16 protein-coding genes are annotated in these 13,722 nt (G+C 40.8%); 7 read left to right on the top strand and 9 right to left on the bottom strand.

Going from position 1 to position 13,722, the window contains the following annotated elements:
* Nucleotides 1–56 precede the first annotated feature (56 nt).
* Nucleotides 57–2,510, top strand: coding sequence for an ExeM/NucH family extracellular endonuclease (locus tag AC4CUX_RS01175; protein ID WP_201953947.1), 2,454 nt, complete (start codon nt 57–59; stop codon nt 2,508–2,510).
* Between the two features lie 66 nt (nt 2,511–2,576).
* Here AC4CUX_RS01175 and AC4CUX_RS01170 read toward each other — a convergent pair whose 3' ends face one another.
* Entirely contained in the window at nt 2,577–4,019 is a 1,443-nt protein-coding gene (locus AC4CUX_RS01170; protein WP_201951881.1) for a SulP family inorganic anion transporter, read from the bottom strand.
* 219 nt (nt 4,020–4,238) lie between these two features.
* On the opposite strand from AC4CUX_RS01170, the gene AC4CUX_RS01165 reads away from it, so the two are divergent.
* From AC4CUX_RS01165 to AC4CUX_RS01155, 3 genes are all read left to right on the top strand, one after another.
* Nucleotides 4,239–4,850: a glutathione binding-like protein gene (locus AC4CUX_RS01165; protein ID WP_078388936.1), complete on the top strand. Its 612-nt coding sequence runs from the start codon at nt 4,239–4,241 to the stop codon at nt 4,848–4,850.
* Between the two features lie 156 nt (nt 4,851–5,006).
* A complete protein-coding gene (locus AC4CUX_RS01160) occupies nt 5,007–5,588 on the top strand; it encodes an NAD(P)H-dependent oxidoreductase (RefSeq protein WP_201951878.1) in 582 nt (193 codons plus the stop codon).
* Between the two features lie 15 nt (nt 5,589–5,603).
* The gene (locus AC4CUX_RS01155) at nt 5,604–5,915 is read left to right on the top strand and encodes a putative quinol monooxygenase (protein ID WP_201951875.1); all 312 of its coding nucleotides are present in this window, start codon (nt 5,604–5,606) and stop codon (nt 5,913–5,915) included.
* Nucleotides 5,916–5,955: 40 nt separating this feature from the next.
* Here AC4CUX_RS01155 and AC4CUX_RS01150 read toward each other — a convergent pair whose 3' ends face one another.
* The 7 genes from AC4CUX_RS01150 to AC4CUX_RS01120 all read right to left on the bottom strand — a co-directional run bounded on the left by AC4CUX_RS01150 (nt 5,956) and on the right by AC4CUX_RS01120 (nt 10,602).
* The gene (locus AC4CUX_RS01150; protein ID WP_201951872.1) at nt 5,956–6,681 is read right to left on the bottom strand and encodes a hypothetical protein; all 726 of its coding nucleotides are present in this window, start codon (nt 6,679–6,681) and stop codon (nt 5,956–5,958) included.
* 212 nt (nt 6,682–6,893) lie between these two features.
* A complete protein-coding gene (locus tag AC4CUX_RS01145; protein ID WP_004729973.1) occupies nt 6,894–7,757 on the bottom strand; it encodes an IS982 family transposase in 864 nt (287 codons plus the stop codon).
* 93 nt (nt 7,758–7,850) lie between these two features.
* The gene (locus AC4CUX_RS01140) at nt 7,851–8,636 is read right to left on the bottom strand and encodes a thiazole synthase (RefSeq protein ID WP_005400610.1); all 786 of its coding nucleotides are present in this window, start codon (nt 8,634–8,636) and stop codon (nt 7,851–7,853) included.
* 12 nt (nt 8,637–8,648) lie between these two features.
* Nucleotides 8,649–8,846: a sulfur carrier protein ThiS gene (gene thiS, locus AC4CUX_RS01135; protein WP_078388931.1), complete on the bottom strand. Its 198-nt coding sequence runs from the start codon at nt 8,844–8,846 to the stop codon at nt 8,649–8,651.
* A gap of 19 nt (nt 8,847–8,865) precedes the next feature.
* Nucleotides 8,866–9,231, bottom strand: a complete 366-nt coding sequence (locus tag AC4CUX_RS01130; RefSeq protein WP_004696247.1) for a DUF423 domain-containing protein — start codon at nt 9,229–9,231, stop codon at nt 8,866–8,868.
* Between the two features lie 129 nt (nt 9,232–9,360).
* Nucleotides 9,361–10,230: an RNA polymerase sigma factor RpoH gene (gene rpoH, locus AC4CUX_RS01125; protein ID WP_004982243.1), complete on the bottom strand. Its 870-nt coding sequence runs from the start codon at nt 10,228–10,230 to the stop codon at nt 9,361–9,363.
* Between the two features lie 138 nt (nt 10,231–10,368).
* The gene (locus AC4CUX_RS01120) at nt 10,369–10,602 is read right to left on the bottom strand and encodes a sulfurtransferase TusA family protein (RefSeq protein WP_126037172.1); all 234 of its coding nucleotides are present in this window, start codon (nt 10,600–10,602) and stop codon (nt 10,369–10,371) included.
* Nucleotides 10,603–10,993: 391 nt separating this feature from the next.
* Between AC4CUX_RS01120 and AC4CUX_RS01115 the strand changes: the two genes are divergently transcribed.
* Nucleotides 10,994–11,206, top strand: coding sequence for a cold-shock protein (locus AC4CUX_RS01115; RefSeq protein WP_004648643.1), 213 nt, complete (start codon nt 10,994–10,996; stop codon nt 11,204–11,206).
* 97 nt (nt 11,207–11,303) lie between these two features.
* Nucleotides 11,304–12,455, top strand: coding sequence for an ATP-dependent RNA helicase RhlB (gene rhlB / locus AC4CUX_RS01110; protein ID WP_004982241.1), 1,152 nt, complete (start codon nt 11,304–11,306; stop codon nt 12,453–12,455).
* 60 nt (nt 12,456–12,515) lie between these two features.
* On the opposite strand, the gene AC4CUX_RS01105 is transcribed toward rhlB, so the two are convergent.
* Nucleotides 12,516–12,896 (bottom strand): hypothetical protein, encoded by a 381-nt coding sequence (locus AC4CUX_RS01105; RefSeq protein WP_004982234.1) that lies wholly within the window; start codon nt 12,894–12,896, stop codon nt 12,516–12,518.
* A 232-nt stretch (nt 12,897–13,128) separates the two neighbouring features.
* On the opposite strand from AC4CUX_RS01105, the gene AC4CUX_RS01100 reads away from it, so the two are divergent.
* The gene (locus tag AC4CUX_RS01100; protein WP_201702896.1) at nt 13,129–13,704 is read left to right on the top strand and encodes a nitroreductase family protein; all 576 of its coding nucleotides are present in this window, start codon (nt 13,129–13,131) and stop codon (nt 13,702–13,704) included.
* The last annotated feature ends 18 nt before the right edge of the window (nt 13,705–13,722 follow it).

Here is a 13,722-nt window from a genome sequence, read left to right as displayed (position 1 = left end):
TGATGTAACGAATAAAAATTAACCTGCCAGCTGATTTAACCAACTGATAAAAAATGATGAAAAATTTTAAGCCACAGATATTAAGCCTGAGCCTGATTTTGGCAGGTTGTTCTTTTCCTGCGTATGCACAACTATTATTGAGTCAGTATGTAGATGGAACTTCAAATAAGAAAGGATTAGAAATTTATAATCCAGATCCGACCACGGTCAACTTGGCAGAATATCAGATCAAGCAATACGCAAATGGCAGTAGCAGTGCAAATTTGACGGTGAGTTTGACAGGGCAATTGGTAGGAAAGGGGCATTATCTAGTCGGGCATTCTGCTTTAAAAGAAGCGCTGGGCGATGCGGTACAACAGCAGGCGAACTTAGCTTTCAATGGTGACGATGCTTTGGTGCTTTATCATAATGGCGTTGCGATTGACCGCTTTGGTACAGTGGGCGAAAGACCAAGCACTGGATGGGGTAGTGTTGCAACAGCGAATAGTTTTAAACGCACACTATTAAGTAATCATGTTTCTAGTACGGGGATAGACGTTACCGCACCATTTGATTTGGCATCGGCATGGGAAAAATGGTCAGACCGAAATGCATTTTCCAGTTATCTTGCTGGAAATACGTCACCACCCCTAACCACTGTGAGCTGTAGTACGACAGCTACCCCAATTGCGGCATTGCAAAGTGCAGCGCAAGATGTGGAGTATGTGGTAAAAGGCGTAATCACGGCTGATTATCGTTATAACAATGGTTTCTCAGGTTTCTTTGTACAAACACCTGATGTTCAAGCCCAAGCCAATACCAGTAATGCGGTGTTTGTCTATGTTCCCTCTTCAAGTAGCGTGACAGGTGGGCAAGTGGGGCAGGAAGTAATTTTCAGAGGCAAGTTAAAAACCTATCAAAACCAACTGCAGCTTCAAGATTTAAGCAGCGATATTAACGTATGTAATCCTTCGGCGAGTGACTTGGTTAAGCCAATGGCGATCAATTTGCCCTTTGATAATTTGACTGAAATGTCAGGCCATGCACCAAAACGCTATCAAGGCATGTTGGTCAATATTCCTCAAACTTTAACTGTCAGTGAAAACTATGATTATGGGCGTTATGGTCAGTTGGCTTTAAGCCCCGCGCGGTTATATATTCCAACCAATTTATATCCTGCCCATTCAACCGAGGCCAAAGCACTGGCACAACAGAATTTACGTTCTAAACTCATTTTGGATGATGGTTATAATAATCAGAACAGAACGCCGTGGTTGCCAACGACCTTTAGTGCTAAAAACACCCTACGTACAGGTGCACAACTGCAAAATGTACAAGGCATTTTAGAATACCGCTATAACCAATGGCGAATTCAACCTGTGCTTGGGGCAACAGCGCCACAAGTCTTAGACGCGACAAACCCACGTGCAAGCGTTCCCGCAAAGGCTACACAGCAAGTCCGTGTTGCAGCATTTAACGTACTGAATTATGACAATGGTTTGGTACAAGGTTTTCCAACTGAACGTGGTGCAAGTTCCGAAGCTGAGTTTAAAAAGCAACATCAGAAAATTGTCAGTGCATTAAAAGCGATTGATGCGGATGTTTATGGTCTGATGGAAATTGCCAACAATGGTTATGGCGAGCGTAGTGCAGTTGCATATTTAGCCCAAGCGCTAGGGAGCGATTGGAAATATGTAACACCTCCAAATGCTGACAAACTCGGAACCGATGCGATTGCTGTTGCTATTATTTATAATGCTAAGCGGGTCAAACCAATCAATGTCGCAGCGGTCTTCGATGATCAGAGTCAGAAAAACCGAGTCACGATGGCGCAAACCTTTCAAGCCTTATCAGGCGGGAAGACTTTTACGGTTATTCCCAACCATTTGAAATCTAAAGGTAGCTGTCCAGATGATAAAACCTCGATAGAGGCAGATCAGGGCGATGGTCAAGGTTGCTGGAATCCAACCCGCGTTAAAGCGGTGCAAGCGTTAATGCAATGGGTTGCAAAAAATCCAACGCAGGTGAGTAAACCAAATGTCTTACTGTTGGGTGATCTGAACAGTTATGCCAAAGAAGATCCCATTTTGGCGCTTGAACAAGCCAACTATAAAGTGCTGTTGAATGATGAAAAAATTGGTCAGGGGAAAACTGCTTATAGCTATGTCTTTGGTGTAGCCAGTAATACTCAAGGTTATGGTGGTGCAGGAAATCTAGATCATGCGATTGCTGATGCAGCACTTTATCCATTGGTGAAAAAAGCATTTGCATGGCATATCAATGCAGATGAACCGACCGCATTAGACTATAACGAAGAATATAAAACGGAGGAGCAAATTGTTGCATTCTATGCGGACGATGCTTACCGCTCTTCTGACCATGATCCTGTGATTGTAGATTTAGACTTAAACGATGCAGTGGTTAACGATGATGATAAAACCAGTGCGGGAAGTACAGGAATGTGGTCTGCATTAGGGTTAATTGGTTTGGCCTTGTATGGCAGTTTAAGACGTCGCAAGAATCAGTCTTAACTTGCTTTATGGATAATAATAAAAGGGCGTCATCGCCCTTTTAATTTGTTTATGATTTGAAACCTTTTATGAGCTGATACGGTCAATGAGGGTAGTGCTGGCTTCATTTAAGCCTAACACCTCGACCACAACACCTTGGACTTCAAACTTTTCAACTACCGCATTTAACATTTGGACTGAAGTCATATCCCAAATATGTGCATGGCTGAGTTCAATTTCAACCTTCTGAATATGCTCGTTAAAGTCAAAAAACTGAAAGAATTTCTCTGAACTGCTAAAGAAAATTTGACCGCTCACCAGATAGCGACGGGTATGGTTATGCAGTTCGGACTGAACATGAACCGTACTTTCCAGTTTATTGATGAAAAATAATGCGGACAGTAAAACTCCGACAAAGACACCCAAGGCAAGATTATGTGTGGCTAAGACAATCATCACGACACTGAGCATTACCACATTACTTTGTAGCGGGTGTTTAGAAAAGTTTTTAACCGAGTTCCATTGAAAGGTTGTAAATGCCACCATGATCATAATGGCAACCAAAGCTGCCATTGGAATATAGGACAGCCAGTCTTTAAAAAACACCACCAAACACAGTAAAAATACACCAGCTACTAAGGTTGAAAGTCGAGTACGTGCACCAGAGCTGACATTAATCACAGACTGTCCAATCATGGCACAGCCTGCCATACCGCCCATAAAACCGCTCACAATATTGGCCATGCCTTGTCCACGACATTCTTTATGACGGTCACCTTCAGTGCCTGTAACTTCATTTACCACCGTGGTGGTCATCATTGTTTCAAGCAAACCGACGGTCGCTAATGTGATGGCGTAGGGGAAGACAATTTGCAGCGTTTCAAGGGTTAGTGGAATATCAGGCAGTAGAAAAATAGGTAAAGTATCGGGGAAATGACCTAAGTCACTGACCATACGCATATCTGTGTCTAAAAACAGCGCCAAAGCGGTCAGGACGAGAATACAAATGAGCGGTGAAGGAATAGTTTTCCCTACTTTAGGCAGATAAGGAAATAGATAAATTACAGCGAGGCCAAGTGCGACAAATGCATAGCCCCAGTAATTCATTTGGCTGAGCTCTGGAAGTTGTGCCACGAAGATTAAAATCGCCAGCGCATTTAAAAAACCATACACCACCGACTGCGACACAAAACGCATCAGTTTGGCAACTTTAAAATAACCCGCAATGATTTGAATGACACCTGTGAGAACGGTTGCCGCCAGTAAATACTGTAGGCCATGCTCTTTGACCAGCGTGATCATGAGTAGTGCCATCGCGCCTGTAGCAGCTGAAATCATGGCTGGACGACCGCCAAAAAAAGCAATGCTCACTGCGATACAAAAGGAGGCATACAGTCCGACTTGAGGGTCTACACCTGCAATTGCTGAAAAAGCAATAGATTCGGGAATCAGGGCAAGTCCTACCACTAAACCTGCTAGAACATCGGTACGAATGTTAGAAAACCATTCATCTTTTTTAAGGCTAATCACAGATCAAATTCATTTTAGGGTTAAGGGGGCTATGTTAAAACAACTCTGTTGCAAATTGCAGTGTTGTTGTACTTGAAAAAAAATGTGAATTAGACAATATTCAATAGGCGAACGAATGATTTTTCGTTTACGCTTTTTTGCAATTTACAGGTTTTGATCACTTGAAAGTTTGTTAGAAGCCATTTAAAACAGAGAATAGAGTTATAACAAGGATCAGATATGAAGCTTTATTATGCACCGGGTGCGTGCTCGCTTGCGGCGCACATTATCCTCAATGAAATTAATGTTGACTTTGATTTAGTCCGAGTAGATTTAAAAACACATAAAACAGAAAAAGGTGCTGATTATTACGAAATTAATCCAAAAGGATATGTACCCGCTTTAGAAATTAATCCAGGTTTGATTCTGACTGAAAATGTAGCCATTTTGCCATTTTTAGCACAACATGATCCAAAACAAGATCTTATTCCGCCATCGGGTTTGGGGCGTGCCAAAGTTTTAGAATGGTTAGGTTATTTAAATTCTGAATTACATGATGCTTATGCCGTTTTCTTTGGTGCGCCATTAGATGCTGCTGCCAAAGAAAAAGCCTACGCAGAGATTGATCGTTTACTCAGTTATATCGATAAACAAATTGGTGAGTCGGATCATGACTATTTGGTCGATGATAATTTTGGCCCCGCAGATGCGTATTTATTTGTCCTCACCAATTGGTCAAATGGCATCGAACATGACTTATCACCGTATAAAAATATTATCTTTATCCGTAATAAAGTGGCTGAACGTCAGTCGGTACAAATTGCAATGCGAGATGAAGGTCTAATTCCGTAATTCTAATGCATTGAAGAAGCGCCGAAAGGCGCTTTTTTTATACTTTAAAGTTTATTGTTGATATTTAGTCAATAATATTTTGCAGATTCACTCCTTTTTAGCGCTGAAAAGAGCCTTTATAGTGCCTGCATAGATTTTGGCTTTTAGGCTCTTCCAATGAAAAATATTTTATTAATTAACGGTGCAAAAACCTTTGCACACTCGAATGGTCAGTTAAACGATACCTTAACTGAACTTGCACAAGAGGTGTTGTTAGACTTAGGACATCAGGTTCAAGTGACACGCGCCGACAGCGAATATGATGCAAAATCTGAAGTGGAAAAATTCCTGTGGGCTGACACCGTGATTTACCAAATGCCGGGTTGGTGGATGGGTGCACCATGGACTGTGAAAAAGTATATCGATGATGTCTTTACCGAGGGGCACGGTAGTCTGTATGCCAATGATGGTCGCTCACGTTCCGATGCTTCAAAAAAGTATGGTTCAGGCGGTCTGATTCACGATAAAAACTATATGCTGTCGTTGACGTGGAATGCGCCGATGGATGCATTTAACGACGCTGAACAATTTTTCCATGGGGTTGGGGTCGACGGGGTTTATTTACCTTTTCACAAAGCCAATCAATTTTTAGGAATGCAAACCTTACCGACGTTTATTGTCAATGATGTGATTAAAGCCCCTGAAGTTGAAGCCTATATGGCACAGTACCGTGACCATTTGACGCAAGTTTTTGCTTAATCGGGAGAAGTGACCATGTTAACTGTAATAGCTGAAATTATTTGTCATTCAGAGCAAGATTTTAAAACGGTTCTTGATTCATTCAACAACATCCGTGAGCAAGTATTACAAGAGCCCGGTTGCCATCTCTATGATGTGCATATCGACCATCCTGCTGTTGATAGTGCATTACACACCAAAGTGCCGTTTTCAATCATGATGTATGAAAAATGGGAAAGCATGCAGCATTTAGAAACACATATGCACAGTATCAATATGCAGCAACATGCTCAAGCAACTGAAGGTGCAGTTGCTCATGTACAAATTCGTATTTTAGAAGCGCAATAAGCTACGCATATGAGTTTGACAGCGCTTTTCTTCGCTCTGTTTATTTAAACTCCAGTGGCTCATTGAACTGAACCTGTTCGAGTTTCAATGCGTAGCGCTGTTTGAGTGTTGTCCATTGAACTTTGACAGGTTGTGTTGTTTCAGCAAACTCATTTTCACCTGTCGTACTTTTTACTTTACCTGTCATAAAGTTGATACTTCGCGCCGTGATGTCACCTGATGCACGGTGGAAATCATCGACATCATAACCAATCAGTTTAAATGTGCGGTCTTGGTATCGGAAAGTATACGTGTGATTGGTCACATACCACGAACCACAGCTTAACCAGTAGTGCAGATGAATTTTGAGCACGCCTTTTTGAATGCTTAACGCTTCAGTCTCACCGAGTGGATCAGCGAGGCAAGGGGACTCTATATCGCCTTCTGTCGGTAAAGTAGTATTAGTTGCCGCAAGTTGATAACCATGCGTTTGCTTCAATAAAACCAAAAGCTTTCGTTCATTGATATTGAGGACATCACTCCCTAAGCGATCATTTTTAACAATATGTTCAGGATTGGTGTCTTCAATAATCAGGGCAATATCCGCTTGACCATCTTGGTTTAAATCGCCTTGGACTTTTTCTAAAATCTTCCAGTTTTTTGGCACAAAAGATTGGTAACTTACTTTGAGAGTCGGTTTTTCCTCTACTTTGGCCCAAGCATTGCTTGTGAGTGTGATGAAAAATAGGGTGTTGAGTATGAGTGTTGGTCTGATCCATTTTTGCATGGGCATCGTTTCCTCTCATTTTTATATGGTTATAGATGTTTGAAGGTGGATATTGCTGAGTGTATCAAAGCGTGTGGCGAAATGTCCTTACAAACTAGGTGATCATAAGGTGTTGTCCTGATGTTGAAATAAATAAAAAAGGACTCCGAAGAATCCTTTTTATTGCTTAAAACAGATTAAAAGATTATTTAACCTGAGTTCGATGAAATATTTTAGCTTTTTAGCAAGTTTTGGAAAGTTGGCTTATTTGGATTTAAGCAATAAGCCACTATAGCAGCCATAATATTCACCATAAAGTTATTCACCGAACGATGACGTGAATGGTCAATTTGATGTAAGTTTTTTAACTGATCATTCACTGTTTCGATCAATCCTCTTCTGCAAAGCAATTGTTTTTCTTCTTCAGTTTGGATGGGTTTATTTTTCATATTCTTGCGTGACGGGGTTAATAGTCTGAGCCCCCTTGCTGCTAAAGCTTCAGTTTTTGCTTTACTCAGATAGCCTTTATCGCCCAGTAAAATACCTTTTAACTCTTGGGTTAAAGATTCAAGTACAGCAACATCATGAACACTTCCCGATGTAATCTTGAGATTAATAATTTCACCCAAGTTGTTGATAACAATATGGACTTTAAATCCATAAAACCAACCTGTGCTACTTTTACCACGACCAGCTAAGCCTTTAAATACACGATGTCTTTTAATTCTAAGATTATGGCAAACGACCAATTTAGTCGAATCAATAATACAAATTCCGGTATCTTCTCCTTTAACTTGATGGAAGAAACTACTCAAAGCTTGCAAACAACGCGGCATAATTTCAATAAAACGATTGTAACTAAGAAGCTTGGGAAAAGCTGATTTCCAAAATGGGATGATCATATGACAATAAAAATATTTGAAAAATCTAAACCCGGATTTATGAAATAAAATGACAATGGTCATGACTTCAGACAAGCTTAAAGCTGACTTTTTCATTGTTGTTTTTTGATCAGAAATTAGAGCTTTCTCTAAAGATTCATTAAACTTTTTGCAGAAATCATCCAAGATACAAAATAATTCGGTAATATAGTCCATGAAAAAGCCTTGCTCTGAAATGTTTTGTCTTCGTAACCAAGATATTACAGATGCTAAGGCTTTTTTTTATTTATTTTTTATGTCGAACTCAGGTTATTTAAAGAAATAACCTGTTTCTGGTGAGCTTGCATTGGCCATACGTTTGCGAGGCATACGACCTGCGAGGAATGCTTCACGACCCGCTTCAACGGCTTTTTTCATTGCAGAAGCCATTAAAATGGGATGTTGAGCGGCAGCAATCGCGGTATTCATCAACACGCCATCACAGCCGAGCTCCATGGCAATGGCTGCATCGCTTGCCGTTCCCACACCTGCATCTACCAATACTGGCACTTTGGCATTTTCTTTAATGATAGAAATCGTGTGTGGATTTAAAATTCCTAAACCAGAGCCAATCAAACTACCTAAAGGCATGATGGCAACGCAGCCCATGCTTTCAAGTTCTTGTGCCACAATTGGGTCATCCGAGGTATAGACCATGATTTCAAAACCATCGTCAATCAAGGTACGTGCCGCTTTTAATGTTTCGGTAATGTTTGGATATAGCGTTTTTTCATCGCCCAATACTTCAAGCTTGACCAAGTTATGACCGTCTAATAATTCACGCGCCAACATACAGGTACGCACGGCACTATTGGCATCAAAGCAGCCTGCTGTATTTGGGAGAATGGTATATTTTTCAGGTGGGACCACGGACAATAAGTTTGGTTGATCAGGATGCTGACCAATATTGACCCGACGAATCGCAACCGTCACGATTTCTGCGCCACTGGCTTGAATGGCCAAATCGGTTTCTTGCAGGTCTTTATATTTACCTGTGCCCACCAGTAGACGAGATTGAAATGATCTAGAACCAATGATGAGAGGGCTGTCTTGCATGTGAACTCCGTATTAACCGCCACCGACGGCATGAATAATTTCAATTCGATCCATTGCACAAATTGGGGTGTGTTCCAATTTACTTTTACTAATAATATTTTCATTTTGCTCAACAGCAAAACGTTTGCCTTCAAGTGCAAAGGTTTGCACCAACTCAAGCAGGGTTTTACATTCGGTATGCTGTAGTTCACCGTTTAAATAAATCTGCATCGTGCTCATCTCTAGTTGTTTACTTGGCATATTTCATGGCATTCCATGCCAGGACCAACCAACCTGCAATCATCAATGCCCCACCAATCGGGGTAATCGCACCTAGGCCACGCGGTAAGCCCAATGCCATGACATAGAGGGAACCACAGAAAAAGAAGATGCCGACTTGAATCAGTAAAAAGCTGATTTTGATGGGAAGCTTGGGAAGGACTTTGGCCAAAATGCCGAGCGCCAATAAACCAAGCGCATGGTAAAAAAAGTAATCAGTTGCAGTTTGCCACCAAGCCAATTGGGCTTCAGTGGCGCGTGCTTTGAGACCATGTGCGCCAAAGGCACCTAATATAACGGCAAACGCTAAATTCAGCGCTGAAATCGCAATCCACATATGCAATGCTTTACTTATATCACTGTGCGCAACAAAGTAGCATATTTTGAAGAAAGGTTAAAAGACAAAAAGCCTCATTTATTAGTAAAAAGAAAAGGGCATTTCGCCCTTTTCTGTATCTGTATCATCTTAGTTCGATGACATCGCCACTTTAATTTTTTCCATGGCATTTTTTTCAAGCTGACGAATGCGTTCTGCCGAAACATTATATTCAGCAGCCAGTTCGTGCAGTGTCGATTTTTCATCATCTAACCAACGGCGCTGTAAAATATTACGCGAACGGTCATCAAGTTGTTCCATCGCATCATGCAAAGCATTGGTACTTTGTTCTTCGTAATCTTCTTCTTCAGCCAAACGTGCAGGGTCGTAGCGGTTATCTTCAAGATAGAGCGCAGGTGCAACATGGGTTGAACCTTCATCGTCATCATCGCCCTGAGCTTCAAACGCTGCATCATAAGCAGTTAAACGACCTTCCATTTCCAACACTTGTTCAGGTGTCACATTAAGGTCATTTGCAATCGATTGAGCTTCTTTTAGAGTGAGTTTTTTAGACGATTTTTTTAGACTACGTAAATTAAAGAACAGTTTACGTTGTGCTTTAGTGGTCGCAATTTTGACAATACGCCAGTTACGAATCACATATTCGTGAATTTCGGCTTTAATCCAGTGTACCGCAAAAGAGACCAAGCGTACGCCCATGTTTGGGTCGAAGCGTTTAACAGCTTTCATTAAGCCCAAGTTACCTTCTTGAATGAGGTCACCTTGAGGTAAGCCGTAGCCTGCATAACTGCGGGCAATATGAACAACAAAACGCAGATGCGACATGACTAGAAGTTTAGCGGCATCGAGGTCTTGGTCATAATAGTAGCGTTCAGCTAGCTCTTTTTCTTGTTCCGCTGTCAAAATCGGGATTTGGTTGACAGTACTAATATAAGCGCCCAAGTTTACACCTGGTGCTGATAATGACAGGGGCATCAATTGATTGCTGCTGTCACTCATGTGTTCTCCTTAGGGATTTCATTTTTACCCAACAATTGAATTTATCTTAATCCAATCTTCCACTGAATAATGGAAAATTGGGTATAGAAATGTAAACTTTTATGCAAATGTGAATAGACTTAGTGTAATTGAAAAGAATTAAGATTCAATGAAGTAGTGAAATTCATGTTCATTAATTTGTTTCAAAACGCAAGTTAAATGATGGATTTCGCAATAACGCGTGATATCGATCTGACTGTGCGGATCAGACGATTTTAATAGAAAATGCTGCGCTGGGTTCTTTTTAAGTGCGCGTTTAAGTAACAACAGAGGCATAGGACATGGTTGTCCCATTGCATCAATAATGTTGGTATTTTGTTCGATATCACTCATATAGCTAGGGCAGGCTTCACAACATTTAGGTGGGTAGAAATAGTAGCAAATTCAGTGCCAAAACCCAAATATTTCATGCTTTATAGGCCTATAGTCGCTATATCTAAAATTACAAATAACTAGTTAAAAAATATGCTGAATTAAAAAGACGATTAATCAAAAAAAAGGGTATGAATTGTTTTTAACCCATGTTAAGCTCGTCGCGTACTGGGATTTAACACAACCATAAATTGTTTTAAATCCTATTTTACAAATGGATGTAACCGGGATTTTGTTAATAGTTATACAGAATGATTACAAGCTTAGAAATAATAAATATTTTTAAACCTTGTTTGGTCTGCTGTTTGCAACACCGGGTGGTCCTTCTTTTAGATACAATGAGGATTAACTTATGACAGCTCGTGAACAAGGCGTAGTTAAATGGTTCAACGACACTAAAGGCTTCGGCTTTATCCAACGCAATGGCGGCGACGATGTATTCGTTCACTTCCGTGCAATCCAAGGCGACGGCCACCGTTCACTACGTGACGGCCAACGCGTTGAATTCAGCGTTGTAAAAGGTCAAAAAGGCTTCCAAGCTGAAGAAGTACAACCTTTAGACTAATTGTCTGAACGTACTTTAAAACGCCCCAATGTAAATTGGGGCGTTTTTGTTTATACTACAGATCAATTTTCGTGATTTTTCGTCAGAGCGCACTTATATGTCATCAGGTTTTGAAACCTTAAATTTACATCCTCAACTTAAACGAGCTATTGATGCTTTAGGTTTTAAGGATATGACGCCTATTCAGCAAAAGGTTTTAAAATTCACTTTGGCGGGACACGATGCAATTGGTCGTGCGCAAACAGGGACTGGTAAAACAGCGGCATTTTTGGTGAGCGTCATTAACGACTTGCTGAATAACCCAATTCAAGAGCAGCGCTACCGTGGTGAACCTCGTGCCTTGATTTTAGCACCGACTCGAGAGCTTGCACTGCAAATCGAAAGCGATGCGAAAGAACTCACAAAATTCTCAGATTTACATGTCGTGACGCTTTTAGGCGGCGTTGACTTTGATAAACAAAAAGCACAACTCGATAAAAAACCTGTCGATATTATGGTGGCGACGCCAGGTCGTCTGATTGACTTTGTTGAGCAAAAAGAAGTTTGGCTCGACCAGATTGAGTTTTTGGTGATTGATGAAGCCGATCGCTTATTGGATATGGGCTTTATTCCTTCAGTCAAACGTATTGTTCGTTTCTCACCGCGTAAGGAACAACGTCAGACTCTGATGTTCTCTGCAACGTTTAGTTACGATGTTTTAAACCTTGCGCAGCAGTGGTTGTTTGAACCTGTAACTGTTGAAATTGAGCCAGAGAAGAAGACCAATGCAGACGTTGAACAACGTGTCTACATGGTCGCAAAGTCTGATAAATATAAATTGCTACAAGACATTCTGCGTGATGAGCCCATTGAAAAAGTGATGATTTTCGCAAATCGTCGCGATCAAGTGCGTAAGCTCTATGACAACTTAAAGCGTGATGGCTATAAAGTCGTGATGTTATCAGGTGAAATTGCACAAGACAAACGTTTGAAAATGTTAGATCAATTTAAAAATGGTCAACATAACATCATGATTGCAACAGATGTTGCGGGTCGTGGTATCCATGTGGATGGTGTATCACATGTTGTGAATTTTACGTTACCTGAACAGTCGGATGACTACGTACACCGTATTGGTCGTACAGGCCGTGCAGGTACAAGTGGTGTAAGTATTAGTTTTTTATCTGAAGATGATGCGTTCTATCTACCCGAAATTGAAAAAGCCATTGGGCAAAAACTACCGTTGACACGTTTAGAAGGCTATTGCTAATCGTTTGACGTGATTGGTGTAAAAAAAACCGCTCAGATGAGCGGTTTTTTTATGGCATCTTTATTTTGCTTTACACGAAAAAGTCAGGATTGTTTGATAGTCACTGTCTTGGTTAATGCCTGAGTTTGTGCCCGAAATAGAACCCAGTACAGATGCGGCTGCTTGGATCATTTTTCCAGTTTCGTCACTCACTACGCCTTTTAAAGCACCTTGATATTCGGTTTTTTCATCACTCACAATCGCCGTTGCTTTAGAGCCACACGTTTTAGCTGCTGCTTCAATGGCGTTGTTTTTTGCAATCAATGCAGTTTTACCAATACCCGTAACTTCGTATTGATTGTCAGCTTTTTGGATCGCTAAAGAGTTGCTTGGTGTCGATGCACAAGCGCTTAGAAGTAGTGTTAGTGCTGCTGCTCCAGCAATAGCGATATTCTTTTTCATTTCATACCCCAGTCATGTTTTATTAAATCATTGTTTATTGGAACATAGCTTGTAGGATGAATCATGTAAGAAATGTATGAAAAATGCAGTCTTATCGAATAGTTTAAAAAGTACTCAATATTTTAAAATTAGTTTTGTCGAAACTGGGTATTTCATGCTGAAGCGCTAGAGCAAACTTTTCAGAGTGTGCTACTCTAAAACGTATTGTTTAATTTGAAAGATTAAGAGCCTAATGACGGAACTCGCGGTAGATATCGTTCACCAGAATATGCATCAACGTCAATCGATTGGCCATTTGGTCGAGCCTGCTCCCAATGCAGAACAATTAGAGCGGGCGTTTCAAGCCGCATTGACTGCGCCAGATCATCATCGTTTAAAGCCGACACGTTTTATCGTAATTGCTGAAGATCAGCGTGAGGCATTTGGTGAGTTATTGTCACAAGCCTTGGCTGATTTGGGCGAAACAGAATCAGCACAATTAGAGCGTGTTAAAAATCATCCTTTTCGTGCCCCATTACTGGTTTTGGCACTGACTAAATTTCAATCGCATCCGAAAGTTCCTTATTTTGAGCAGACTTTAAGTAGTGGGGCTGCTATTCAGAATTTTATTTTGTCCTTACAAGCTCAAGGTTTTTCGAGTATGTGGCGTAGTGGGGCAGTGGTGGAATCGGTGCATTTCAAACAGGTTTTAGGCCTCAGCGCAGATGATTTGATCTCAGGTATTTTATATATTGGTACGGCAGTTAAAGCGATTCCGCCACGTGCCGAAATTCAAACCCAAGATTATGTAAGTTATTGGAATCAATAGTTCCATTTTAGGATATAA

Source organism: Acinetobacter sp. 231_lipA, from assembly GCF_058243005.1.
Note: the sequence above shows the minus strand (reverse complement) of the source record. Positions and strands in the feature narration are given on the sequence as shown.